This is a genomic window from Nostoc sp. LEGE 06077, from assembly GCF_015207705.1.
Taxonomy (GTDB): Bacteria; Cyanobacteriota; Cyanobacteriia; order Cyanobacteriales; family Nostocaceae; genus Nostoc_B.
This window is the reverse complement of sequence record NZ_JADEWI010000059.1, coordinates 1-25,042: the sequence shown is the minus strand read 5'-3', so window position 1 is coordinate 25,042 and position 25,042 is coordinate 1. Positions and strand designations below refer to the sequence as shown.

Below are 25,042 nucleotides of genomic sequence, written 5' to 3'. Positions count from 1 at the left end.
ATTTTATCTGGGGGTTTGTTTATTAATCCCTAGATAATTCTTCTAAGCTGGCGACTATTTCTGCAAGGCGATATTCACCACACCAAACTGTATCTAGCTTTTTGAGTTGATCTAGACTTTTACAATCCTCTGCTACACGCATATCCGGTTCTTCCATTGCTGCTAATAAGTCCTGGAAGATAATTACTTCATCAAACTGAGGGTTTGTTTCTTGATCATTTAATATTGCTGTAACTCGCTGCTGTGGTAAGCCTTGCAGAGTATTAACAATAAATTTTGTCGGAAAGTCCACATCTTGGAGGGCTGGATGGCGCTTGACTAAACCAGCTAGTAATACGCCTAAATAAGCTGCTGCTTGCGGATTATTCAGTTCCTGTACCTGACGAGCCGCAATTTCAGTTAAATTTTTATAAAATGGGCAACCCAACTGTTGTTCAACTGCCACAATAGGATCTGCAACTTTGGAGACTTGTAATTGAGCCTCAAAAAATCTCTGCTGCTTTTGTGGAAGATATTCAAGTAAGATTTGCTTGGCGCGATCGCTCACAATCATCTCGCCATCTAGCCCAAAACTAAAGTCTTTTCCAGGTTCTAGACCCGCGTTCACTAATATATGAAAAACATTACTTTGGGCGGCTTGCTGCATCTGTTGATATCTAAATTGCCCTACAAAATTGGCAAAAAACCAACTGTGGCTGTCTGCATCGCATTCGCACAATACTTCGTTGACTATCTCGGTTAATTTTTCTTCGCCGATAATATTTGGCGATCGCATAGTCAAGCCTTGGATTGCCGCAGTATCACGCCGACGCAGCGCCTCGATTAATTGACGCTTTGTCGCCGTTACTTGATTTTTGTTGCGTTTAAATAAGTTGATTTTCAAGCTATTTGGCGTTTATAGCAATTCGATTACAACTCTTTTACCGTACTGAGCAATAGCGTGTCATGAGTGATCCCACGGCAATAATTGAATTAGTAAATTATTGAGTTGTTACTCAGTAATACTCTGCCTAAAATCCAGAAGAGAAATTCAGTACTGGTTGTATTAGAAGTAAACTATATGGCAGAGTAACATCAGTGAAAATAGCATTTTCCTAGAGAATTATTTCCTGTTTCATTGATGTTTCTCTATGCCATTTATGAAAATTAATAGTATGAATTACAATTTTCTTAGTCTTGGTATATTTTTTGTAACTCAGGTTGATCCCCACAAAAATTATACTAGTAATAATACTAATATATAATCAGGTAACTTCGTATAAAAGCTTATATATATGGATGATCAGATTTTAGTTACACGTTACCGTATCTTACAATTATTATATATGGGCGAGTCTGTAAAAACTTATCTAGTTGAAGATATTACAATTCCTGTGCAGCAATTTATCATTAAGCAGCTACGTCCAGAAACGAACAATCCTCAAAATTTAGCTTGGCTGCGGCAAAGCTTTTTTCAGGAAGCTAAGATTTTGCAACAACTTGGACAAGAACACGACAAAATTCAGAAAATAGTTGCTTATTTTGAAGCCGATGAAAAATTTTATCTAGTTCAAGAATTAATTGATGGTCATGAATTAGCTGAAGAAATTTTAGTAGGATTCCCGTTAAGAGAAGACCAAGTAATTAACTTATTATTAGAAATATTAGATATTTTATTCTTTATACATCATCGTCATATCATTCACCAAGATATTCAACCAGCAAGCATTATTCGCAGATATTCAGATAATCAACTGGTTTTAGCTGATTTTGGTTCCGTGCAAGAAATTGTGACAGCTATAGTTGGCAATATAGAATATATACCTCTTGAGCAATTACAAGGACAAACTCAATACAGTAGTGATATTTATGCTTTAGGAATAATTGCGATCGCCGCAATTATGGGGCTATCTGAAGAAGAAGTATCGAGATTACAAAGTCAAAAAAACTTATTAACAGGTGAAATTATCTGGCGAGATAGAACGATAAAAGTTAGCCAAGAATTTACACAAATTATTAATAAAATGGTACGGTTTGACTACCGGAAACGTTACCAGTCTGTAACTGAAGTTATCAATGACCTTCAGCAATTAAAGAATTACCAATACCAACCAAAAAAACTCCAGTTTCCCAGATTTAGACTGATATTTATAGGAATTACTAGTTTACTTGTGGCTCTGATTATCGGACACTTTGGTCAATGGTTGAGACATATAAATAATGAGCAAATACTTTATCAAGAAGGTGTCAGTGAATATGATCAAGGAAACTATCAAGAATCTGTAGATAATTTTACGCAAACTATTAAAATAAATCCGCAGAATTCTGTGGCTTATAACCATAGGGGTAATGCTTTTTATCGCTTAGGAGATTATGAAAAAGCCCAGGCAGATTCGACTCAAGCAATTGCCCTGAATCCTCAAGATGCTAATGCTTATTATGACCGAGGATTTGCTTGGTTTGGATTGAGTAAATACAAAGAAGCGATCGCAGACTACACAAAAGCGATTAAACTTAACTCTCAAAACCCCTATGCTTACTATGGAAGGGGTTTAGCGAGGGTGAAAGTGAACGAATATCAAAGCGCAATACTGGATTTTAATAGAGCGATCGAACTTAATTCTAACTATGGTTTAGCCTATTATCATCGTGGCTTAGTCAACATCGAACTAGGTAAGAAACAAGCAGCACTAAGGGATTTTGAAAAAGCTGAAAAATTATTTCAAGAACAGGGCGACCAATCAGGTTATAACAAGATAGTTCAAGAAATCAAAGCCTTGCAGAAATAACAAAACTAAACAATTATACTTCTGACAAAAATACTATTTTTCCTAAATCTTCGTTAGAATTACTGCTGTTATTTTCATAATGACCCCCTCCTCTGCGTTCTCTGCGTCTTGGCGGTTCGATAATTTATTCATACAACCTATTGCTAAATTTTCATTAATTGATACACTTGTTCTTCATTAGCCATTAGCCCAGTGAACCAGCGCCTATGGTATACGTCAAGCGCGTGGAACTTACCAACTTCAAATCCTTCGGCGGTACTACTTCAGTCCCTTTGCTGCCGGGGTTCACTGTCATATCTGGGCCAAATGGTTCTGGTAAGTCTAATATTTTGGATGCGCTGTTGTTTTGTTTGGGACTTGCCAGTTCTAAGGGAATGCGAGCCGATCGCCTGCCGGATTTGGTAAATAATACTCAAACGGCTAAGGGACGCGCATCTGTGGAAGCCAGTGTCACGGTGACGTTTGATTTGTCAGGGGAAGAAATTGTCTCACGCAAAGGCGCAAAGGCGCAAAGTGAGGAAAGCGCGGAGGAAGTAGAAGAATTAGAGGGGGAAATAGAGAATTCGGACTCAGCACTCAGCACTGAATGGAGTGTAACTAGACGGTTGCGGGTGACTCATCAGGGAACTTACACGTCAAATTACTATATCAATGGTGTTTCTTGTACTCTGACGGAGTTGCATGAGGAGTTGGAGAGTCTGCGGATTTATCCTGAAGGCTATAACGTAGTATTGCAAGGGGACGTTACTAGCATTATCTCGATGAATGCTAGGGAGAGGCGGGAAATTATTGATGAGTTGGCAGGAGTGGCGGCGTTTGATCGCAAGATTCATCAAGCCAAGGGTACTTTAGATGAGGTGAAGGAGAAGGAAGATAGTTGTCGGATTATTGAGACAGAGTTAACTGCACAGCGCGATCGCCTTTCTCAAGATAGGGCGAAAGCGGAGAAGTATCAAAAGTTGCGGACGGAGTTTCTACATAAGCAATCTTGGGAAGCGGTGTTATCGTGGCGTTCTCTGCAAGCACAGCAAGAAAAGTTAGCGACGGAAATTCAAAATGGCGATCGCTCTCATCATGATTTAACTCTACAATTAGAAACGCTGAATGTTGGGATTACGCAAAAAACGGCGGAATTAGAGCAACTCAATGCTCATGTCAAAGCTTTGGGTGAAGAAGAATTATTAGCAGTACAGTCTAATCTTGCTACTCAAGAAGCAGAACGCAAGCAACTCCAGCGTCAGCAAACAGAATTAGAAACAACTTCTCAAGAAACAACCAAGCGGTTAGCGCAAACTCAGCAAGACATTCAACAGCAGCAGCAAGCTTTGGCAGAAATCGCCCAAACTCAGGATGTGGAACGCCAATCGATTGTCTACTGTCAACAGCAACGGGATGAGACACAACAAGCACTACAACAATCCCGTGAAGCCGCTGCGGAAATCGCCTCAGCGTCGGAAGCTTGGGTACAGCAACAAACTGCACTGAACCGCCAAATCGAAACTGTGTTGCAAACTCTGGAACCGCAACGCACAGAGCAAGCACAATTAAAAGAACGCAATAGTCAGCTACAAGAATTAATTCACGAACAAACTCAGTTAATTGCCACTTTAGAACCGCAGTTAGCAGAAAAACAAGCTGAGTGTGTGCGAGTTGAGGCAGAATTTAACTCCTCTAGTGAACCCATCCAAAACTTAGCGCAAAATCTTGCGGCTACAGAACAGGAATTACAAATTCAGCAAGATACGCAAAAACGGCTTTCTCATGAGCAACGAGAAAAACAACGCCAGTTAGATAAAATTGAGGCACAAACCCAAGCACAGCAAGAGGTACAAGGTACACAAGCTAGTAAGGTAATTATCCAATCGGGGATGCCTGGGGTTTGTGGTTTGGTGGTACATTTGGGACGAGTAGAACCTCGTTTTCAGTTGGCGTTGGAAATTGCTGCGGGTGCGCGGTTGGGACATATTGTGGTAGATGATGATGGTATCGCTTCCGCCGGAATTGAATTGCTGAAGCAAAAACGCGCCGGGAGAGCAACATTTTTACCTTTAAATAAGATTCAAGCTCCCAGAATTACCCAGGATGCAACTTTGCGGTTAGCTAACGGCTTTGTCAGTTATGCTGTGAACTTAGTTGAATGCGATCGCCGTTATAAAGATGTGTTTAACTATGTTTTTGGTAACACTGTCGTCTTCGCCAGCTTAGAACAGGCGCGTAAAAACCTCGGTTTATATCGCATTGTTACCTTGGATGGGGAATTGCTGGAAACCAGCGGCGCAATGACTGGGGGAAGCGTCAATCAGCGTTCATCGTTGCGGTTTGGTACGGGGGAAGCGGCGGAATCAGATGAAGCGATCGCTTTAAAAAGTCGCTTGACAGATATAGATAGAATTTTAGATCGTTGTATTGATGCGATCGCATCCTTATCCAGCAAAACCAAACAACTATCCCAAGAACTCACCGAAGCGCGTCAAGCACGCCGGGAACAGCAATTGCAATTAGAACAGTTGCAAAAAGATATTAAAGCTTTGACGACGCAATTAGAAGGAACGCGATCGCAACTTGCCCAAAATACCGAAAAATTCTCCGCCGCCAAATCTCGCCTAGAAATTTTAGATAAAGATTTACCAGGACAAGAAGCGCAATTACAACAAATGCGTCACGTTTTAGCAGAGTTAGAAGCATCCCAAACGCCTAGTGAATGGCAACAAATTCAAGCGGTAATTAAAACGCAAGAGCAGCAATTACAGCAACGTGAAGCCAACCTCCGAGAAGCCGAACAACGGTTAAAAAACCTGGAAAATCAGCAGCAGCGTTTACAAGAACGCATCCAAGAAGCTGAACAACGCATCACTCAATATCATCAAGAACAAGAAAGTTATCGCCACAAACTCCAAACACTCAGCACTCAGCACTCAGCACTCAGCACTCAAATCGCTGAAACCCTCGCCAAGCTGGGCGAAATGGAAAAGAATTTAGGCGAAGAAAAGCAAAAACGTGACGCAATCGAACAAGAAGTGCGATCGCATTTACTCCGTCAGCAACAATTAGAATGGGAACTCGAAAAACTCCAAGAAACCCAGTTGAAGCGGCGGGAAGAACTAGAAGCGTTGCAAAATCAATTACGAGAACTACTTCCAGAATTGCCCAGCCCTTTACCAGAAGTACCAGAACAGGTAGATTTAGAAGAATTGCAGAAAGAATTGCGATCGCTTGCTAAACGCTTGCAAGCAATGGAACCTGTGAATATGCTGGCGTTGGAAGAATACGAACGCACCCAAAACCGCCTGCAAGAACTTACAGATAAGTTGCAGACATTAGAAGCCGAACGCACCGAGTTATTATTACGGATTGAAAACTTTACCACATTGCGGCAACACGCTTTTAAAGAAGCCTTTGATGCTGTTAACGAAAACTTCCAATCAATTTTTGCTACTTTGTCTGAAGGTGACGGTTATCTACAACTCGATGATCCAGAAGATCCCTTTAGCAGTGGCTTAAATTTAGTTGCTCACCCCAAAGGTAAACCTGTACAAAGACTAGCTTCCATGTCTGGGGGAGAAAAATCTCTCACCGCCTTAAGTTTTATTTTCGCTCTGCAACGCTACCGTCCATCACCTTTTTATGCCTTTGACGAAGTAGATATGTTCTTAGACGGGTCAAACGTAGAACGATTGGCTAGAATGATCAAACAACAGGCACATCTAGCACAGTTTATAGTTGTGAGTTTGCGTCGTCCGATGATAGAATCAGCCGAACGCACCATTGGCGTTACTCAAGCACGAGGCGCTTATACCCAAGTTTTGGGAATTAAGTTATCATCCTCGAATACATCTGCTTGAATCTTTGTTAATAATAGTGTATAGATAAACCGGATTCGAGATCAGGACTCGGTATAGAATGACCTCTGAACAGATAATTAGGCGTTCCGACTTATTAAATACTCAGGTGATTACCCGCGACAACGCCAAGCGGTTGGGGATTGTCAATCAAATCTGGGTTGATATTGATCAAAGGGAGGTTGTGGCTCTTGGTTTACGAGACAGCCTGATCTCTATCTCTGGATTGCCACGCTATATGTACCTCAGCAGTATTAACCAAATTGGTGATGCAATCTTGGTTGATAACGAAGATGTCATAGAAGATATTGAAATTGAAGCTTTTAGTAACCTGATTAACTGGGAAGTAATTACAGAAACAGGTGAAGTCTTAGGCAGAGTGAGAGGCTTTAAATTTGATGGTATATCAGGTAAGCTGCACTCGATAATCATTGCTTCTTTGGGAGTACCGCAAATTCCCGACCAATTTCTCAGTACTTACGAGATTTCAATAGAGGAAATTGTTAGCACTGGCCCCAGCAGATTAATTGTATTTGAAGGAGCCGAAGAACGCACAACGCAATTAACAGTAGGTGTGCTGGAGCGTTTAGGTATTGGGAAACCGCCTTGGGAACGAGATGCAGAAGAAGAATATGGTTATTCTGCGCCGCGCACAGTTTCACCTGCAAATCAGCTACCCAGTGGAACACCATTACAGCCTCCCAAGCCAAAAGTTCGTACTCCTGAACCCGTAGCGCGGGAAGAAGAATGGAATGAAGACTATGTAGAAGAAGAAAGACCACGGCGCGAAGTTATGAAAGCGCGACAGTATGAGTCTATTCGCTACGAAGAAGAAGACGAAGAAGATAACTGGAGTGAAGCCACAGGCAGAGACAGATATCAACAACCGCCCAAATATGAGACTAAAGCCTACACTGAAGATTACGACGATTACGACGATGATATAGAAAGTGATGCTTGGGACGACCAACCAAAACCAGTAAATATTCCCAAAAAAGTTAAGGAAAGGCAGCCAGAATACGAAGAAGAAGGCGGATATTAATATTGAGTTTTAACTAACCCCTCCTCAGTCATGAGGAGGGGTTAATTTTGTAGGGGAGCCAGTGCGTTGCGGAGTTTCCCTCCGTTATAGCAACTGGCGTTGTGTTGTCGCATAGCGCAACGCACCATCCTAAATTCCCTGTGCGTTAGGAAAGTAATATTTTTACCTCCTGTCTCCTGCTGCATCCACCCAATAAAGATAATATCGTTCACTATCTACCCAAGCCCTCTGAAAATTCTTGATAGGAACAATCTTTAAATCATTGCTATTTGAATTTAGTTTCTTATTTAAAATCAATAAAATTTTATTTTTTACTTCTTGGCTCTTAAACAAGGAATTAATCTGTCTAAATATCTCCGTTTGCTCAACATCTTGCCGACCTTGTTTAAATAGAGTAAAGCTTCCCATTGTTTGCCGTTCAGGATAGTAGAACTTCCGATTGAGATAACCTGATAATGCAGCCATATTAGCATCACGGCTGGCCATAATAAATTCATTTTCCCAGCTATTTTGTTGAATATAATGAACTGTTTCTCTGCTGGCAGAAAATGGGATAATTAAATCTCTAACAAAGCCCTGAATTCCTCCAATTAATTGAGCAGAGAGAATTAACATAAAGACAATATTATGCCATTCTGTAGCTAATTTAAATAATTTGGGTTTGATAGAAAATTTATTGAATAAAAGTTGAGAGTCTGGATAATAACTCTCTAGCCACAAAGCTGCTATAAAAACTAAATAAAAATGTCCAAAATGACGATGATTACCTAAAAATCTCAAATAAGTAAAGGCGAGTAGGATAAGAGTTCCTGTGATATATAGAAAAAGAACAACTGGCTTTTTAGAAAATTTAATCAAGTATAAAACAAATATAAGAGTACTTATTAAAGCACAAACACTCAAATCTATCCATCTTCTCTGTGGAATAATCAACAAATAACTAGCAAATAATCTATTTATACTTCTTAATAAATTAAAAATATCTAATTTAAGTAACCACCCGTTATTTAATCCCCCATGCAAATAACTATTTGTAGGAGGAGTAATAATATAAATTGACAAGATAAAAGAAAATATAATAATTGCCATACTTAGCAATAAATCATATCTTTTACTTTGGTTGAAATACTGCTTTCTATACTCACTATCAAAACAAAATTCAACTAGCAAAGTTAATGATAAAGAAAATGAGACTAGTAAAGCATAAGCATTACTATTAGCCAGTAAACCTAAGAAAATAGCTAAATATAAATAAGTTTTTCTTCTAGATGGAAAAGCTGCACAAAATGCAAATATAAACAGCAGACTAAAGGCATAATTTCGAGAAATTAAAAAATATTCATAGAAGGTAAAATAGCCAAATATAAACAGTAATTTTTGTCTATATTTAAAAGGACTATATAAGTAAAAAATTGTAATTGCTGTAATTGTAATAGCCAAATGAAACATTTGCATAACAACCGGATTGTCAGCAATTCTTCTCAAGAATGCCAGAGAGAAATACCACAAAACTGGATGCCCTTCATATTTAATATTGGCAATTAAATCGCTAAAAGATTGACTATCTCTCACAATCAGCCAAGGATTTAGTTCATCTCTCCACATTGAATGGTTAAAAATACCTATTAAACCGAGAATTGAAAAGATAAATATAATCAACCAAGGATAATAAGAAAATAAGGTTGAAATCCGATTAATTGCTTTTTTAGCTAACATTCATATTGCCAAGTATTTGTTAAATTATAATCAAATACTGGTGTCAAAATTTGTCTATTTTCGGATAACTATAGAAATCCGACTTGATTATTGAAATTACTTGTGTGGGTAGGGAACACTTCTCCTGCCGGAGACGCTACGCGAACGACAAGCTCAGTGCATCGCAGGGAACAGGAAAAGAAGTAACACAGGTTTACTGAGTTTTTCTCCAAATCAAATATGATTCCTATATATTATGTATTGAAGTGCTTTCTTATGGATAAAAACATCAAAACCTGGTCAAGGATGACCAGGTTATTGGGAATTCACAGGTTTCAAATTTTTTAAACTTAGCTAAATAATTGAGAGAGTAAATAAATAAGGTGGACTTAATAACTAGCAAACTCAGCAATCTTTGTTTTTCCGCTTTGGGATTTGGCTTCGCTTTTTGGATTGTTTAGCTTTTGCCACTTTTAATTATGGGTCTGCTGAATATTTGCTTGGGCTACTGACGGGAGACATCATAGTCTTTTGCCCTTTGGGTTTGTTTTTCTTATGTTTGATGTCTTGCTACTCAATTTAACACTGACTTAGGGAGTAGTAAACGCTAGTTTACTAAAGTTGACATTTTGTTGATTTTTGCAATATTTTTTGTTAGTTATTAGCTAAATATTCAGATCACCAACTTTATTGAAAAGTCGGTGATATCGTTATTCCATAGAAATGGTATTTTGTTTTATGGAAGAGTGTAGCGCTAGGCGATAACACACCTTACTCACAATGATGCTTACCAATTCCACATGACTTGGTTGTTATCAAGGTTATCGGTGACAATGCGTCCGATCGCATCGATTTCGGCAATGTCCTCAGTAGAGAGTTTGACATCAGCGGCTTTAGCGTTATCTTTTGCTTGTTCAGGATAACGCGCCCCAGCGATCGCATTTGCTTGGGGTTGGGCAATTAACCAAGCCAACGCTAACTGCGCCAAGGTACAATGATGGCGTTCTGCTATGGGACGGAGTTTATCTAAAGCTTGTTGAGCGCGTTCAAAGTTCTCGCCTTGAAATAGTTTATTCGCAGAGCGATTATCTTCGGGGGCAAATTTCTGTCCACGCTGAAATTTACCAGTTAACAATCCCTGGGCTAAGGGTGAATAAGCCAAGATAGAAATTTGATTTTCGCTACAATAGGGCATAGCATCTTGTTCAACCTGCCGCCAAAATAAAGAATATGGAGGTTGCAAACTATCAATGCGCCCATATTGGGATGTTTCGGCTAATTGATCACGAGAAAAGTTAGAAACACCTATTGCCCTAATTTTTCCCTGCTGTTTGAGATCATTTAAAGCCTTCATTGTTTCTTCTATCGGCACAATTGCACTATTAAACGCTCCAGCAGGCCAATGGATTTGATAAAGGTCGATATAATCGGTTTTGAGGTTTTTTAAAGAGCGATCGCAAGCCTCAATCACCTGATCATATTTAAGATGGTTCGCAAATACTTTTGTGGCATACTGTACCTGGTCGCGCACATCTGCTAAAGCTTCGGCTACAATGCGCTCAGAGTGACCCTCTCCATAAACTTCGGCTGTATCTACAGTGGTGATCCCAGCTTCAAAGGCGGCGCGAATGGCTTTAATTGAGTCAGCGTCTTCAATTCCTACCCACATCCTTTTACCAGCTTGCCAAGTTCCGACAATGATGGGTGTAATTTCTACGGCAGATGTACCTAGTTTTCGCTTTTCCATAATGCTTCTCTAATTCATTTCCCCGGATAGTTTCATACTTTAACGGTCTTAGCGTGAAATTAAATCAGAGTTACAGTAGATGCCGATGAATTTGACTACGATATATGCCTTGAAAGAATGGTTAGTGGCGATAAATGCCTTAGAAACTGGCAAAACCATCATGTTGCTGCGTAAAGGTGGTATTCATGAGAACAACGGACGTTTCCAAGTTGCCCATGAGCAGGTTTTACTTTACCCAACTTATGAACATCAACAGCCGTTTCTGCTAAAATCAGAATATGCTGACCTTGTTTGTCCAGTAACCTCTGGTTGGCATCCAGAAACGATTCCCATTAGCAGTTGGGCTGTAATTACAGATATTTTGCCGATTAGTGAGGAGTCTACTGTTAACGCTTTACTCCCCTTTCATATCTGGAATGAGTCTTTTATTAGCGATCGCCTGAAATGGAAACCACGTCAGCCTTTGTATGTGCTATTGCTGCGAACTTATAAATTACCCGAAGTGCAAGAAATCCCTTATCTTTCGCAATATGGTGGTTGCAAGTCATGGATCGATTTAGCGCAACCAATTAACATCGCAGGTGCAACACCCGTTTTGTCAGATTCTCATTACTCCGAAATAGTCAACGAAATTCGCAAGATTGTTAGAGGTTGCAGGTTAGAGGTTACAGGCTAGAGAAAATAGCCCCTGCTGTGCTGTCTTGACTCAGCACTCACTACTCAGCACTGATAAATAAATCTTACCGATGTAACTAGCAAAACAAATAAATTATTATTCAGCCGTATGCCCAAAAAGTAACTCTTGCTACATACATTCGCAAAAACCACAGATAGGATCAGAAAAATCTCGCCCTCATAACCAGCGAAATATCGCTAAGAGGCGTTATATTCTTGCGCCCCTTAGCGATGCTAAATCATTACCAGTCATGGAGTCAAAAATATTGAGCCATCAACAGCTTTTTAGTACAAAATCCACAATTATTGTCACTTCAATGAAGTTTCAGTTGTTGCGGATGGCGTGATTTTGTCGTGTTGCGTCCTCAAAAATGCTCTCTGAAATCTATCGATCGGCTTACGTAATTTTGCGGAACCAATTTGTAGATAAATGGACACATACTAGGGAAATCAAAAATTATCCCACAAGGGTGATGCAAGACTTGACAAAAGTCTGCGATTATGCAATTTAAGCTAAACACTAAGGAGTTTACCATGCATCGACAAATGTGCTGGTTATCTAAGTCTGGCAACGATGGTGAAAAAATTTTATATTTGCAAGTTGAGCCAAATAAAGGTTGGCGACCCTACACAGCTTATCCACAATTTGCAGTACCAGATTATCAAATTCCCGGTGGCTCTAAAGGTTGGGCAACTTATCAAAAACTACTAAAGGCTGGCTGGACATTAGTACCCAGCGCTAGAGCTAATGAATTTGGGACTCAAGTTGAATACTCAGAATCGATAATGCAGAATCCATAGTTGCAATTAAAGCATTTTACACATCCGTAACAACGGGCAGTGTTGCATCAATAAGTGACAACTGTTTACCAGCCTCTAGGCGAACCTTCACCGCGAGGATCGGCTGCTGCTTCTAAGCTGCCATCTGCTTTGACGGCGATCGCGTTAACATTACCCCAAGGAGCATTTTCTTCCTTGATGTTGTGTCCACGGCGGTGTAAGTCTTGCAGAGTTAAAGCATCCAAACCCCAAGGTTCAACACGCAACTCATCAGGTAGCCACTGATCATGTATGCGTGGTACGGAGACAGCTGCACCAACATCCATTTTGTATTCCAGCACATTAAGAATCACTTGCAAAACCTGAGTGATAATTGTGCTACCACCAGGGGCCCCCACTGCCATGCGGAGGTGATTATTTTCTGTAATGATTGTCGGAGTCATACTTGATAGGGGAGTTTTGCGGGGTGCGATCGCATTCGCTTCATTGCCAACTAAACCAAAGGCGTTAGGTACACCTGGCGCGGCGGCAAAGTCATCCATCTCATTATTGAGTAAAATTCCTGTTTCTGGTGTCACCACACCAGCACCAAAACCAAGATTAATTGTAAAAGTCAGGCTGACAGCGTTGCGTTGTTCATCCACAACGCAAAGATGACTAGTTTCGGCAGATTCGTAGCGCGTGGCTTGCAGTTGTAATAATTTGTTGGGTAGAGGGACGATTTGATTACTAACTTGGCCAAAGCGTTTCAGTGTTTCTGGTGCTACTGGCTTGATTTGGGTTGCAGGTTTCGCCACATCCAAGTTAATTTCTTGACGGCGTTTTTTGGCATAAGCTGGGTTAATCAGGGCTTGTACAGGCACTTTGACAAAATCAGGATCACCTAAATATTGTGAGCGATCGGCGTAGGCAATCTTCATCGCTTCTGCCATTAAATGTAAACTATTAGGATGGTGCCATCCCCAAGCTGACAAATCAGTGTCACCGATAATGTTTAAAATCTGCAATAGATGAACTCCGCCTGATGATGGTGGGGGCATTGAACAGACTTTAGCTTGGCGAAAACTACCGCAAAGAGGATTTCGCCAGATTGGTTTGTATGCCTTCAGGTCGTCTAAAGTAATTAGACCATGATTTTGTGCCATGTCTGATGCGATCGCACGGGCAATTTTGCCAGTATAAAAACTTTGGGGATTCTCGGCGATGCTTTCTAAAGTGCGTGCTAAATCCCGTTGTACTAATCTTTCTCCAGGCTGATAAAATTCGCCATTGCGGGTAAAAATAGCACTAGCGGCGGAATTCTGGAGAATTACTGGTTTGCGGTTTTCGTAAACTTGAATTGATCGCCAACTTAGCTCATTACTCAGGATAAACCCATTTTTCGCCAGAGCGATCGCAGGTTTAACAACTTCCTTCCACGGTAACTTACCATAACGGCGATGCACCTCATACATCCCCGCAACTGTTCCAGGTGTCGCCACCGCCAAATAACCATTCACACTTGCATTCGGACGCACCTTACCTTCTGCATCCAAATACATATTTCTTGTCGCTTTGATGGGTGCGCGTTCCCGGAAATCCAACGCTTTCATCTCGCCAGTTTTCTCAGAATGCAGCAGCAAAAATCCCCCGCCACCAATTCCGGCTGAAAAAGGCTCAACTACAGATATGGCAAAAGTTGTCGCCACTGCTGCATCAACAGCATTACCTCCTTGGCGGAACATTGCTAACCCAGCCTCACTAGCCAGGGGATGTGCAGATACTACCATCCCCTTTTTGCTGCGTAGGGGTAAGGTGGTAGTGGCTGATGCAACTTGGCTGTAACAGATAACCCCAAGGGAGAAAAAGGTAAATACAACCTGTTTGGATTTAGCAAAGATAGGCATTTTTATTTACTGTTTTTAAATATTTTTCAGGTATCATCTAGGAGTAAATTGTTTACATAGCTGTTAGTTAGTTTATTAATTCAAATTATTTCATAGATAATAATAAAAAAAATAAAATAACTACTAGTTTCCTAAAAAATCATATTAAAAATGTTGCTATTTTTTTTATATCTTCTGCTGAAATATCTTGTAATCCCATTGCTTTAGAATATCTCTGTCCAAGATATGTCAGACATAGATCATTAGGAATAATATATCCCCAACTTAATAGAGCTATCCCTTCTTCTGAACCATGTATTTTTTGATATATCAGACTAATGGTATTTAAATAAAAAATTTCTGAAAGAAGCGATATTCTTTCATAACTAATCCCATCCATATTTTCATAATTATGATTTCTTAAAATAAATTCTTGATTTTGAGATTTCAAATAGAGCATTGCAAGAAAACATATTTGTCTATAAGTTAATTGTTCAGTAATTTGAAGTATATGATTTGCTTCGCCTAATGTAATCCCTTGTGCAAAGGACACATTAGCAAAAATATTTGCGTAAACTTTTGTTTTCTTTTCTTCATGTTCATTCTTAGTTTTTTGCAATACTCCTTCAAAAATTTCTTCTGCTGGTGTCCTTTCAGAATTTTGGTTTACAAAGAAATCATCATTTCTTGGAGAGTAACCAGACTTAAGATATTCATCTATCTTTATAATTGCTAGAGCAGCAGTAGCACCTACTCTTATTTCTTCTCGTTTAGATAAACTTCTAGTTGCAAAGTCTGTAATAACTTTTTCAACACTTTTAGAGGTAATTTTACCTAAACTAGCTCCAGCAATTGCTCCTCCAAATCCACCTATCGCGCCTCCTATTAAGAATCCAATGGCAGCGCCTGCTGAGTCACCAATAATTTCACTACCGGCGGCAATTATCGATTTAGCCTTATTTATATCTTCAGACATATAAAATTTAAGTAAATGTATTAGTTTATCAAATACCAGAATCAAGAATTTTTGCTCACTACAACAAAGCCGCGTGTTTTACCTGAAACTATATCCTTGGTATTAATCGCCTTCCACAAATCTGCGGCTTTTACCCACACTGGCGGATATTTATAACGAGAAACATCCATAATCAAAAATCTATCTGTTTGCTCATTGTAAGCAGCAATGGGTGAAATATGCCCACCTCTTTCTTGCCCAATTTCTTTACGTAAATAGTTAACTATCACAAAATTATTAGGTTGCTTCAAATTCTCAGATACTATTTTACGAAACTGTTCTAAATTAGTATCAGCCGCGTGGTAAACCTTGGCTTGGACATCATAACTTGAAATTAATCCTCCTAATTGCTCTAAAGTTATTCCTTGGCGTGAAACAACTTCAGGCGTGATAACTTTTTTAGTTTTTTCATTGCTAAAAAAGTTTTCTTGGGTGAATACTCTGTAGGGAGAATATTGTGGTGTTTCTGGTGCGATAACTCCTAAACTATTCAACACCATTATAATACTTGCAACGCCACAGAATGCTTGATTATTTTGAGTCACAAACTGCATACTCAAAGGAAAAAAATCTTCTCTTGAACGGCTTTGAATTAATAACCTTTCTCCCTCATCTGAATTAAAGCCAATTAAGTTATTTGAAAGAGGTAATGTTTGAGCAATAACAGTACCACTAGAAACACAAAACCAGATAATTGCAGCTTTAAAAGTTGTATTTAACTTAAGACTCATGACCTCTCCATATAGACACTTTGCGCCTCTGCGTCTCTGCGTGAGGCTAAACCTTTAGATTTACGAAACTCACGCACAACTTCTTTAATATCTCGTAATTCACCTTCAACTAAATAATTTAACTGCCGCATTTCATCTGCGGAAATTTTACCAGAAAGTTGAGCGATCGCCTGTCTCAACTCCGGATATTTGTTTAACACTTCTTGCCGTACAATTGGCGTAGCTTCGTAAGGTGGAAAATATTGTTTATCATCCTTCAACACAGCCAAACCCAAACGCGCAATTTGCCCATCAGTCGAATTTCCCGCTACCATATCGACTTGCTTCTGCACCAACGCCCGATATATTAAACCCAAGTCCATAATTTGCGGTGATTTAGAGAAATGCAAATTGTAAGTTTTCGCTAACCCCGGAAAACCATCTTCTCGTTCTAAAAATTCATAGCCAAAACCGCCGCGCCATTGGGGTGTATATTGTGCAGCCTGAGATAAGGTTTGAACATTGTATTTATTGGCATCTTCACCACGAATTACCATTGCAAAAGTATTTTCAAAACCCAAGCTAGGCATGACTTCCAGCTTAAATTGTTGAGCATATGCTTGTTTTAATTTCTCGTAAACTTCTTTCGGGTCATTCAGCGATTTTTGTTTTAAAATTCCAGTAAAAGCTGTGCCTGTATACTCAATATAAGCATCAATTTTACCAGCCAAAATCGCATTATGGCAAACAAAAGAACCACCTAAACGAGGACGACGGGCAACTTTAAGTTTAGTTGTTTCTTCGATTTGTTGGGCTAATAATTCACCTAAAATATCTTGTTCAGTAAAATCTTTAGAAGCAACAACAATATCGCCCGTGGTATTATTAGAGTTAGGGTTACAAGCTGCGATCGCTACTATTAAAGCAAAAGTTAAAATGAAAAATATCAAAAATCTTTTCATTAATTTCCACTGATAAACATCCTCTTTTAACTTTTAACTTTTAATCTTTTTTCAAACAACCCAATTAAAAAATCTGCGAGTAATGCAATCATGGCGGCTGGCACTGCCCCAGCTAAAATTAAATCATTATTCACTACAGCAATTCCTCGAAAGATAAACACGCCTAAACCGCCAGCACCAATAGCAGCAGCAATCGTGGCAATGCCAATACCTATAACTGTGGCGACTCTTACCCCAGCTAAAATAATACCCATTGCCAAGGGAATTTCTACCTGTAACAACAATTGTTGATCAGTCATTCCCATACCTCTACCAGCTTCAATAATCGCAGGATCTACACTAGTAATGCCTGTGTAAGTGTTACGAATTATCGGGAGAAAAGAGTATACAGTCAAAGCTACAATTGCCGGGACAACACCAATACCACCAATTATCGGTACAGGAATTAGTAATCCAAATAGCGCCAAACTCGGAATAGTTTGTAACACATTAGCAAGTCCGAGAATTGGTTGACACAGGCGAGGTTGACGCGTAATTAAAATGCCTAAAGGAATGCCGATAAATGTGGCAATTCCAATAGCAATGCCTACCAAAAATAAATGTTCTAGCGTGTGCTGAAAAATTTCTGGGGCGTACTTAATCAGGAAAAAATCTTTCATAAATTGTCTTGCAGAGAACGCAGACATTGGAGAAACGCTAGACTTTCTGGATGTTGTGTCAACAGAAACTCCTCCTTTGTACCTAATACTACCAGTTCACCGTCATACATCAAACCGATTCTCGATGCTAAAACAAAAGCTTCTTGAATATCGTGGGTGACAAAAACCACTGTCTTACCGAGTTCTTGCTGTAACCGCCGAAACTCCTGTTGCAATTCTAAACGGGTAATGGGATCAAGTGCGCCAAAAGGTTCATCCATCAACAAAACCGGGGGATCTGCGGCTAACGCCCTCGCTACACCTACCCTTTGCCTTTGTCCGCCCGAAAGTTCGTGGGGATAACGCCCAGCAAACTGTACAGGATCTAAACCTACCAATTGCAATAATTCATAAACTCGTGTTTTGATTTGTTTTGGTTTCCAACCCTCTAAACTGGGAACTAAACCCACATTGCGTTCTACAGTAAAATGGGGAAATAAACCAGTTTCTTGAATTACATAACCAATCTTCCGCCGTAGTTTAATTTCATCCCATTGCTTTGTCGGAATACCATCAAAAATTACCTCGCCTTTTGTCGGCGTAAAGAGGCGATTAATTAACTTCATTGTCGTGGTTTTGCCGCTACCACTGCGTCCCAGTAATATTAAAGCTTCTCCTTGATAAATAGAAAAATTGAGATTAGACACTAAATTGCGACGGTTGCGGCTAAAGCTGACATCGCGGAATTCAACAGCAATTTGGCGGTTTTGCGACATGGTTGACTGTTGCTAGAGGCTGACTTTACGTTATTATTGCTGATTTTGCTCATAAGTCAAATTTGATTCAGTCTTTCAGATTCCCACCGATCATAATTTTTCTCAGGAGAATTGCTGAAAACTTGTCTGTTGCCTCAAGCTATGCGATATTTGATATACATCACAAACTCTATCGAATTACCGTATTTAAAGTACAAGCAAAAAGGGTAGTCATAATGGCAATTGCACAGCAAAATACAGCATCCTTGAGTATCAGCTTGAATAATTCTCAGAATCTCAATCAAAGCTTGTGGCAGCCTCTACTATTGGGTACAGCATTTTTCCGACGCTTGTGGTGGCAAACTAAAAGCTATGGAATAGTTTTCAGTATTATGTTTTTAACTTTGATGAGTCTAATTTTTCTCAGCATTCATTGGTCTTATCGCAAACTACTAATAGTTCCCACACCCCAAGATGAGTTGGATATGGAGAGTAGCAAGTGAGTCAACCAGAAAAGCTGCGGACTATATCTTACTTAGCACCAAATTGGTTCTGGTTTTACGAAGCAATTGTGGCTTATATTGGGCGGATTTCGGGAGTTGAAACCCAACTGCAAGCAAGTAAATATGACCCGCTAGAAGACCCAATACTATTAACCGACCAGCTAGACCTAGCGTTTATCTGTGGCTTACCTTTAGTTAGATATCGTCAAATGGTGGCAAATCAGTTGCAACCTGTAGTTGCACCAGTGATGGAAGCACCACGCTATCAAAATCGTCCGGTTTACTTTACAGATGTGATTGTCAATGCAGACAGCCATCTATCAAGTTTTGCAGACTTGGCTGGCAAAACCTTGTGTTACAACGACCTTGGCTCTAATAGTGGCTATAATTTACTGCGACATCGGTTAATACAAGACAAACACCCAAAAAACTTTTTTGGACAGACAATACAATCTGGGTTTCATCACCGTTCAATTCGTTGGGTAATTGCAGGACTGGCAGATTGTGCAGGTATTGATAGTGTAGTTTTGGAGCAAGAACTACGGGATTTTCCGGATTTAGCTAAACATCTGCGAGTAGTAGAATCTATCGGCCCATGTCCAATGCCGCCTTTAGTTGCAGCCCAACATTTAGATCAATTGTTGATTCAGCAGGTGCAAGCGGCCTTAGTTAAACCAGATGCAGAACTGCAAACCGCAATGAAAAAAGTTGGTGTGAAGCGTTTTGCGGCTGTGGATTGGTCAGATTATCAAGCGATCGCTACATTCTACAATACTGCAATTCAGGCAGGTTATGAGGTAATTGGTTGACCGTGCGATCGCTAGTAATTCACTAAATTTTTAAATCGCGCAGCGCCAGACGAATTTGCTCTAAACGTCTGCGGTTCACACCGAGATCAGACTGTCCAACGCGAGACGCAGAACGGATATGAATGACTGACTCATCAGTAGGAAAATAAAACTCTACATCATCAACAAATTTGAATATCCGGCTCTGAGAAAGAGCATGAATGTAATTATCGGTCTGTTCTATCACCTCTGTTCGCGGAACAACGGTGAGAACCTTGAGTAAGGTGGCTCGCGCCGTATCTCGGTCTGTATGATAAGCGATCGCGTCAATGCTATGTTCGGCATCAGCATCTTGACTGACAACACAGTTTGGAGAAGTTGGACAAGAAGTTAGATGACCATGATCAACTCCCAAGTGAGAAGAGTCTGCCCAAGTAGCAGCAGGTAGGATAAAAATACTAGCTAGGGTGATAAAGGTGACAACAGCCATCTTTAACAGATGTCGCCGGACGATTGCTGTGAGCGAACGAATCATGATCAATCTAGGCCTCAAGCTGGAAATATAGCAGAAGGCAGTCGTTCGGCTACGCTCACCAACCAGAGGCAGAAGGCCGAAGGCAGGAGGAAAAGTCTGATTATTCCTAGCATTCAAGCTTTCAAATTGTCCTAACATATCTGACTACCGCTATAGTACTCAATTATTGTCGGTCATTGAGGATACTGCTACGAGTTGTTGTGGAGTATTTACCTTTTCTTTTGCAGTAGCAATGGCATAAACCTGAGTTTGTTTTTCACTCTGCCAAATAGCATCTCGATATATCTGCTCAAATAAGACTCGTTGAGCATGACTACCGCCTATCCGATGCAATAGTGGTAATACAATTTTTAATTCAGATTTAGCTATTGAATAATCACCTTTGGCATGAGCAATCATTCCTCTGGCGGCTGGAATCGCTACTTCTAACCAGTTCTGACGCAAGTATGGATTAATGCTCTGAGAATGTTTTTGTATACTCAAAAACATCTCATTCACCCAGTTGAATTGTCTAGCTCTGGCTAAGGCATAGATATAGTGCAAATCTTGAAAGGGCAAAGCGTGTTCATCAATCCGCGGCAAAAGATAAGTACTTAAATCTTGCCAGCGACTACCGACATTGACACCGCGCAACTCTAGCCTTAACAACAATGCGATCGCGCCTACTTGATCTTTAGGAGACTTTTTGCTCGCCCGACCCCACACATGAGTATCATACAGGGCTAATACCTTTGACATATCGCCTCGTTCTAGGTAATAAAGCGCTATATGCCACCAATTGTGCGTGTACAGCATGGAGTTACAATTTTCCCAGGTATCAGCCAGACTTTCCATCCAAGCGATACCCTCATCTACTCTCCCTTGCGTTTCCATAACGTGGGCAACTGCATGATGCGCCCAAGGGTCATAGCGATTGATGGCTGTGGCTTTTCGACCCATTACTTCAGCTTTTTCTAGTTGATGGCATTGTTCTAAACCAAATGCCACCATACCGTATAGATAATGATTTTCTGGATTAGCATTAAGAACATTTTGGGCAATTTTCAGTAATCTTTCTTTATCGCCTAAATAGAAGTAGTGATATTGCCCTTGCTGCACAGAAATTAAATCACGGGGATAATTTGCGGCTAATTCTTCGTGTAAAGCGATCGCCTGATCCATCGCTCCCATCGCCCAAGCCGCGATCGCCTGGATATACAATCGTTCTCGTTTGGTGATTCCCACTAAATGGCATTGAGCCGCTTGCAGGTAAGGTCTAGCTTGTTTCCAAGCCTCAGCATTTTCTTGCGTCAGATAATAAGCTGCTGTATAGGCATAAGCTATTGCACAGCCTGGATCTGCTTCCACAGCTTCTAGAATCACAGCTTCAGTATCTTTCCCATAACTGAGGGATTGTTCCATAAATTGGTTGATGGCGGCGATCGCTGCTGGTGAGTCTGTTGTTATTTCAAGTCCTTGCGTGTCTTTTAGCATTGTTTATTCCTGGCTGTACGGTTAGCAACGGGTCAAACGCTTGTTCACCCGCCAAACTTTTAGAGCTTAAACACCACTAACTCGATAGATTTACCGTATTTATTTTTTTGAGTATGTCACAACCAAGGTAAAAATCGCAAGGCCATGCTAGAAGTTTTCTCAGCTACGTCTTTCCCTGGGGAGATTAATCCATCTAGCACCATGCACCATTAGTCAGATGGAAGAAGAGAGAGAAATTTTTATGCTGAGTTGAAGGGCTTATGCAAATCCCATCAGACTACTAAGTAGAACGACGGGAAAAACCAACTATATAAAGAAAAATAAACTAGGCTAAAACCCTTTTCACTCCTGTATTGACTCACATGGGTTTACGCACGAAGTTTGTCTGTTAAGAATAGGTGTGAGAGTTTGAGAGTGTAAGGGTTTTGAACACCCATACCCTTAATTTTTCGTTTTTTTGCGTAAGTCACATCACATAATGATGCCGAACTCAAGTTATGACACAGAACCTTGAGCATTTAAGAATAGGGAAGCGTTTAGCAAGAAATTGGTGGACACTGGCATTGCGGGGAATACTTGCCATCGTATTTGGTTTAGTCGGCCTATTTTGGCCAGGAATTACCCTCACCGCATTGGTGTTTATGTTTGCGGCTTTTGCGCTAGGGGGTGGTATTTTATTAGCGATCGCTGGATTTAAAGATCATCTAACCAACATTCACGGATGGTTGTTGGTCATAGAAGGAGCAATTGGAGTTGCAGTCGGAGTCATGGCCTTTATTTGGCCAGGAATCACAGCATTAATTTTGCTTTATCTCATAGCTGCTTGGGCAATTATTACGGGTATATTTGAGATGATTGCAGCCAATCATCTCCGCCAAGAAATAGGAAATGAATGGTTACTCATAGCAGCCGGTATTACATCCCTAGTGTTCGGCCTTTTGCTGATTATCTGGCCTCTCGCTGGAGCATTAGCAATTTTGTGGATAATGGCTGCTTACGCTATTGTTTTTGGAATTCTCATGTTGCTTTTGGCCTTAAGGCTACGCAAATGGGGTGAAGAACGCAGACTACTTTAAAGATGTTAAGAAGCAACATTCGTCACAATGAGTACAGGTTTATTCCGATACTTTGCTTCCAGCTGCTTCCGCAAGTTTAAATTCCAAGTTAGGTCATAGTCTCGCTCTAAGTCGGCGATAATTAAGGGACGGAGAACACCTGAGACAGCTATTTGCTCTCCTTGCTTAACTTTTGGTTGTGGCTTTGTATGGAGTACAAGTAAATCTTCGCCACCTAATAACTTGTTTTCATCTAAGGTAAATGCGATCGCACTATTGACATTTGCGACTTTACCCGTAACAGTTAGCTTTTTACCATAGTAGGCGCTGGGATTGGCAGTAAGTTCGCCTGGGTTGGGAGATAAAGCTAGTGACTTAGCGACAATCACCGGTTGATTATCATAATCTCTGTAATAATCAGACTGCAAATCTAATTTATAATCTTGATTAATTTGTGCTAAATCAAACCTGCGAACTTGCCCAGTGATTTGAATTGGGATGTTATTTGTACTGGGTAATGTAAAAGGTTGCCCTGTGGCATTAATAACTAAAGTGTTTTGATTATCGAATAGTTCTTTATTATTAACGGTAAAGCTGGTAGGGCCAATTAATCTAATAGGTTGAGTTCTAATAGTGACACTTTTACCAATAAGTTCATCTGTTTTATCTGTTACTTCTGCAACTTGGTTATCTACTACTTCTCGACTGACTTGGTTACGCTGTTGTTCTAGCGTTGCTGGAGTGATTGCCTGTGGTTCATTATAACTGCACGCTGGAAGGACTATCGCCATTAATGCTATGGCGAACGCACCTTTAGTCTGCTGAAGCTTCTGCATCCAATTACTATAAATAACGCTTGTATAATTCACAATCAAACATCTCCATTTTTTCAAAAGAATAATTTATTAGCGCAAATAGATAGGTTTACACCTAAACAATTTAAATTCTCAATAAAATCACATCAGTAATTGATTTATATTGTTAGTTTATATTCATCCAATTAGTTTTTCTTCTATCCTTTGAACAATTTTTGTCCTCTAACTAGAGAAAGATAAAAATACAGAAAAATTTCCTTCAAAATAAACCTCTATCTTGAGGAAGAGGTGGAGACAAATTAGCGAAGATAAATTTTATTCAGTCATTTAGTATTTCACACTTGGCAAGCTCCTCAATCAAAATCTGGGGGGCTTTATTAATGCTAAGAAAAACATAAAAAAGTAGGGTGAAAAATTTTCACCCTACTATAAATCATCTGCTAGAAACTTATGATCAAGATTTAGGTTGTTGACCTTGGGAACAGCGGTTAAACCATTCTTGATATTTTTGCATGAGTGCTTCATCTTCACATAAAATAGATACTCGCACTCGCTGACATCCATGATTTTTTTCGAGAGCGATCGCATTTAGAAGTAAGCTGGCTATTTTAGGTGAGCTAAATTCTCCATTCACAGTTAAATTACTAGCAAAATTGCTAACCGCTGCACCGCTTGTTTCAGTTAATCCAATCTCCGAAATTTCCTCTAATCCTAAATCAATTTCTGCAAGTTGTTTATGTTGGGGACTAATTTGTTCCACAATTAATTTCTCACGCCGGACAGGAACTTGCACCATCCGCGTTTCAATTTCTTTACGAACAATTACTTCGCCAATTTTATGTATACTGCTATCAACTACTAGCTGTTCTTCTAGTAACTGAACAATAGTTTCTTCAGAAAATTCTTCTAAGTTAGCTGTTTCCATACTATTGTTTTCTATTTCAGCTTGGTCTACTTGCTCAGGAGAATTATCAGATAATACCTGATATCCAATTATTTGAGGTTGAAAATTTTCAGGCATATATTCCATTGCTGCTACATTTATGTTTAAAAAAATAGATTTAGTAATAGTATCTATTTTTTGAATTTTTTGACTCCATACTAGAGCTAGTCTTTGTTTATTTACTGGTTGTTCGCTCTTTTGAAAGGAATTTACTTGTTGGGATATCCCTCTTCTGTCACTTTCCGAAATAAGCAAGTAGTAAATAAATGAAATTATCCAGAAGAGAAAAAAGGTTTAAATTGGTTCATTGTAAAAATTAGGTGATTAAATCCAAGCAATAAATCGGAATTGGGAAAAACATTTAGCCAGGGATAAATCAACCAAAATAATAAAAGAGGTTGAACAATTAAACGAAGATTATTTAAAGTATTCTTCCATC

General features: G+C 39.7%; 21 protein-coding genes and 1 pseudogene. 8 read left to right on the top strand and 14 right to left on the bottom strand.

The annotated features are described in order from the left end of the window. Window positions 1-22: 22 nt before the first annotated feature. Window positions 23-883 carry a hypothetical protein gene (locus tag IQ244_RS26210; protein ID WP_193899441.1) on the bottom strand — a complete coding sequence of 287 codons (861 nt, stop codon included), beginning with the start codon at window positions 881-883 and terminating at the stop codon, window positions 23-25. A 391-nt stretch (window positions 884-1,274) separates the two neighbouring features. Between IQ244_RS26210 and IQ244_RS26205 the strand changes: the two genes are divergently transcribed. From IQ244_RS26205 to IQ244_RS26195, 3 genes are all read left to right on the top strand, one after another. Further along, entirely contained in the window at window positions 1,275-2,768 is a 1,494-nt protein-coding gene (locus tag IQ244_RS26205; protein ID WP_193899439.1) for a tetratricopeptide repeat protein, read from the top strand. A gap of 206 nt (window positions 2,769-2,974) precedes the next feature. Beyond that, on the top strand, window positions 2,975-6,610 hold the full coding sequence (smc, locus tag IQ244_RS26200; RefSeq protein ID WP_193899437.1) for a chromosome segregation protein SMC: 3,636 nt from the start codon (window positions 2,975-2,977) through the stop codon (window positions 6,608-6,610). Window positions 6,611-6,668: 58 nt separating this feature from the next. Then, window positions 6,669-7,649, top strand: a complete 981-nt coding sequence (locus IQ244_RS26195) for a PRC-barrel domain-containing protein (protein WP_193899435.1) — start codon at window positions 6,669-6,671, stop codon at window positions 7,647-7,649. 162 nt (window positions 7,650-7,811) lie between these two features. Here IQ244_RS26195 and IQ244_RS26190 read toward each other — a convergent pair whose 3' ends face one another. Then, entirely contained in the window at window positions 7,812-9,365 is a 1,554-nt protein-coding gene (locus IQ244_RS26190) for a hypothetical protein (protein ID WP_193899433.1), read from the bottom strand. Between the two features lie 766 nt (window positions 9,366-10,131). Then, on the bottom strand, window positions 10,132-11,091 hold the full coding sequence (locus IQ244_RS26185) for an aldo/keto reductase (protein ID WP_193899431.1): 960 nt from the start codon (window positions 11,089-11,091) through the stop codon (window positions 10,132-10,134). Between the two features lie 79 nt (window positions 11,092-11,170). Between IQ244_RS26185 and IQ244_RS26180 the strand changes: the two genes are divergently transcribed. Together IQ244_RS26180 and IQ244_RS26175 are read left to right on the top strand one after the other, a co-directional pair. Next, window positions 11,171-11,767, top strand: a complete 597-nt coding sequence (locus IQ244_RS26180; protein WP_416209793.1) for a DUF1802 family protein — start codon at window positions 11,171-11,173, stop codon at window positions 11,765-11,767. A gap of 533 nt (window positions 11,768-12,300) precedes the next feature. Beyond that, window positions 12,301-12,567 carry a hypothetical protein gene (locus IQ244_RS26175; protein WP_193899427.1) on the top strand — a complete coding sequence of 89 codons (267 nt, stop codon included), beginning with the start codon at window positions 12,301-12,303 and terminating at the stop codon, window positions 12,565-12,567. A gap of 65 nt (window positions 12,568-12,632) precedes the next feature. On the opposite strand, the gene ggt is transcribed toward IQ244_RS26175, so the two are convergent. The 6 genes from ggt to IQ244_RS26145 all read right to left on the bottom strand — a co-directional run bounded on the left by ggt (window position 12,633) and on the right by IQ244_RS26145 (window position 18,512). After that, complete coding sequence (gene ggt / locus IQ244_RS26170; protein WP_193899425.1) at window positions 12,633-14,432, bottom strand: gamma-glutamyltransferase; 1,800 nt, start codon at window positions 14,430-14,432, stop codon at window positions 12,633-12,635. A gap of 139 nt (window positions 14,433-14,571) precedes the next feature. Beyond that, the gene (locus tag IQ244_RS26165; protein ID WP_193899423.1) at window positions 14,572-15,387 is read right to left on the bottom strand and encodes a hypothetical protein; all 816 of its coding nucleotides are present in this window, start codon (window positions 15,385-15,387) and stop codon (window positions 14,572-14,574) included. A gap of 41 nt (window positions 15,388-15,428) precedes the next feature. Continuing rightward, on the bottom strand, window positions 15,429-16,157 hold the full coding sequence (locus IQ244_RS26160) for a phytochelatin synthase family protein (RefSeq protein WP_193899421.1): 729 nt from the start codon (window positions 16,155-16,157) through the stop codon (window positions 15,429-15,431). Beyond that, on the bottom strand, window positions 16,154-17,098 hold the full coding sequence (locus tag IQ244_RS26155) for a glycine betaine ABC transporter substrate-binding protein (RefSeq protein ID WP_193899419.1): 945 nt from the start codon (window positions 17,096-17,098) through the stop codon (window positions 16,154-16,156). Before IQ244_RS26155 ends, IQ244_RS26160 begins: the two co-directional genes overlap by 4 nt. Before the next feature lie 26 nt (window positions 17,099-17,124). Continuing rightward, window positions 17,125-17,757, bottom strand: a complete 633-nt coding sequence (locus IQ244_RS26150; RefSeq protein WP_193899417.1) for an ABC transporter permease — start codon at window positions 17,755-17,757, stop codon at window positions 17,125-17,127. Continuing rightward, entirely contained in the window at window positions 17,754-18,512 is a 759-nt protein-coding gene (locus tag IQ244_RS26145; RefSeq protein WP_193899415.1) for an ATP-binding cassette domain-containing protein, read from the bottom strand. The genes IQ244_RS26150 and IQ244_RS26145 overlap by 4 nt, the downstream gene beginning before the upstream one ends. Window positions 18,513-18,727: 215 nt before the next feature. On the opposite strand from IQ244_RS26145, the gene IQ244_RS26140 reads away from it, so the two are divergent. Both IQ244_RS26140 and IQ244_RS26135 read left to right on the top strand, forming a co-directional pair. After that, window positions 18,728-18,994 (top strand): hypothetical protein, encoded by a 267-nt coding sequence (locus IQ244_RS26140; protein WP_193899413.1) that lies wholly within the window; start codon window positions 18,728-18,730, stop codon window positions 18,992-18,994. Beyond that, window positions 18,991-19,803 carry a phosphate/phosphite/phosphonate ABC transporter substrate-binding protein gene (locus IQ244_RS26135; RefSeq protein WP_193899412.1) on the top strand — a complete coding sequence of 271 codons (813 nt, stop codon included), beginning with the start codon at window positions 18,991-18,993 and terminating at the stop codon, window positions 19,801-19,803. The genes IQ244_RS26140 and IQ244_RS26135 overlap by 4 nt, the downstream gene beginning before the upstream one ends. Window positions 19,804-19,825: 22 nt before the next feature. Here the strand turns inward: IQ244_RS26135 and IQ244_RS26130 are convergent, their stop codons facing one another. Together IQ244_RS26130 and IQ244_RS26125 are read right to left on the bottom strand one after the other, a co-directional pair. Beyond that, window positions 19,826-20,317: a DUF1499 domain-containing protein gene (locus tag IQ244_RS26130; protein WP_193899410.1), complete on the bottom strand. Its 492-nt coding sequence runs from the start codon at window positions 20,315-20,317 to the stop codon at window positions 19,826-19,828. A 159-nt stretch (window positions 20,318-20,476) separates the two neighbouring features. Continuing rightward, window positions 20,477-21,790 (bottom strand): tetratricopeptide repeat protein, encoded by a 1,314-nt coding sequence (locus tag IQ244_RS26125; RefSeq protein ID WP_193899408.1) that lies wholly within the window; start codon window positions 21,788-21,790, stop codon window positions 20,477-20,479. Between the two features lie 497 nt (window positions 21,791-22,287). Here IQ244_RS26125 and IQ244_RS26120 point away from each other — a divergent pair, with 497 nt between their 5' ends. After that, window positions 22,288-22,866 carry an HdeD family acid-resistance protein gene (locus tag IQ244_RS26120; RefSeq protein ID WP_193899406.1) on the top strand — a complete coding sequence of 193 codons (579 nt, stop codon included), beginning with the start codon at window positions 22,288-22,290 and terminating at the stop codon, window positions 22,864-22,866. A 5-nt stretch (window positions 22,867-22,871) separates the two neighbouring features. On the opposite strand, the gene IQ244_RS26115 is transcribed toward IQ244_RS26120, so the two are convergent. From IQ244_RS26115 to IQ244_RS26105, 3 genes and pseudogenes are all read right to left on the bottom strand, one after another. Beyond that, complete coding sequence (locus IQ244_RS26115; protein WP_322746107.1) at window positions 22,872-23,714, bottom strand: hypothetical protein; 843 nt, start codon at window positions 23,712-23,714, stop codon at window positions 22,872-22,874. A gap of 400 nt (window positions 23,715-24,114) precedes the next feature. Continuing rightward, window positions 24,115-24,681 carry a DUF2382 domain-containing protein gene (locus tag IQ244_RS26110; RefSeq protein ID WP_228059169.1) on the bottom strand — a complete coding sequence of 189 codons (567 nt, stop codon included), beginning with the start codon at window positions 24,679-24,681 and terminating at the stop codon, window positions 24,115-24,117. 194 nt (window positions 24,682-24,875) lie between these two features. Further along, window positions 24,876-25,042 (bottom strand): annotated as a pseudogene (locus IQ244_RS26105) (IS701 family transposase); the annotation flags it as partial.

What these genes read in the sequence shown, in the direction of transcription:
- IQ244_RS26205 (WP_193899439.1), top strand. Translation starts at nt 1,275, where the DNA reads ATGGATGATCAGATTTTAGTTACACGTTACCGTATCTTACAATTATTA.
- smc (WP_193899437.1), top strand. Translation starts at nt 2,975, where the DNA reads ATGGTATACGTCAAGCGCGTGGAACTTACCAACTTCAAATCCTTCGGC.
- IQ244_RS26195 (WP_193899435.1), top strand. Translation starts at nt 6,669, where the DNA reads ATGACCTCTGAACAGATAATTAGGCGTTCCGACTTATTAAATACTCAG.
- IQ244_RS26190 (WP_193899433.1), bottom strand. Translation starts at nt 9,365, where the DNA reads ATGTTAGCTAAAAAAGCAATTAATCGGATTTCAACCTTATTTTCTTAT.
- IQ244_RS26185 (WP_193899431.1), bottom strand. Translation starts at nt 11,091, where the DNA reads ATGGAAAAGCGAAAACTAGGTACATCTGCCGTAGAAATTACACCCATC.
- IQ244_RS26180 (WP_416209793.1), top strand. Translation starts at nt 11,171, where the DNA reads ATGCCGATGAATTTGACTACGATATATGCCTTGAAAGAATGGTTAGTG.
- IQ244_RS26175 (WP_193899427.1), top strand. Translation starts at nt 12,301, where the DNA reads ATGCATCGACAAATGTGCTGGTTATCTAAGTCTGGCAACGATGGTGAA.
- ggt (WP_193899425.1), bottom strand. Translation starts at nt 14,432, where the DNA reads ATGCCTATCTTTGCTAAATCCAAACAGGTTGTATTTACCTTTTTCTCC.
- IQ244_RS26165 (WP_193899423.1), bottom strand. Translation starts at nt 15,387, where the DNA reads ATGTCTGAAGATATAAATAAGGCTAAATCGATAATTGCCGCCGGTAGT.
- IQ244_RS26160 (WP_193899421.1), bottom strand. Translation starts at nt 16,157, where the DNA reads ATGAGTCTTAAGTTAAATACAACTTTTAAAGCTGCAATTATCTGGTTT.
- IQ244_RS26155 (WP_193899419.1), bottom strand. Translation starts at nt 17,098, where the DNA reads ATGAAAAGATTTTTGATATTTTTCATTTTAACTTTTGCTTTAATAGTA.
- IQ244_RS26150 (WP_193899417.1), bottom strand. Translation starts at nt 17,757, where the DNA reads ATGAAAGATTTTTTCCTGATTAAGTACGCCCCAGAAATTTTTCAGCAC.
- IQ244_RS26145 (WP_193899415.1), bottom strand. Translation starts at nt 18,512, where the DNA reads ATGTCGCAAAACCGCCAAATTGCTGTTGAATTCCGCGATGTCAGCTTT.
- IQ244_RS26140 (WP_193899413.1), top strand. Translation starts at nt 18,728, where the DNA reads ATGGCAATTGCACAGCAAAATACAGCATCCTTGAGTATCAGCTTGAAT.
- IQ244_RS26130 (WP_193899410.1), bottom strand. Translation starts at nt 20,317, where the DNA reads ATGATTCGTTCGCTCACAGCAATCGTCCGGCGACATCTGTTAAAGATG.
- IQ244_RS26125 (WP_193899408.1), bottom strand. Translation starts at nt 21,790, where the DNA reads ATGCTAAAAGACACGCAAGGACTTGAAATAACAACAGACTCACCAGCA.
- IQ244_RS26120 (WP_193899406.1), top strand. Translation starts at nt 22,288, where the DNA reads ATGACACAGAACCTTGAGCATTTAAGAATAGGGAAGCGTTTAGCAAGA.
- IQ244_RS26110 (WP_228059169.1), bottom strand. Translation starts at nt 24,681, where the DNA reads ATGCCTGAAAATTTTCAACCTCAAATAATTGGATATCAGGTATTATCT.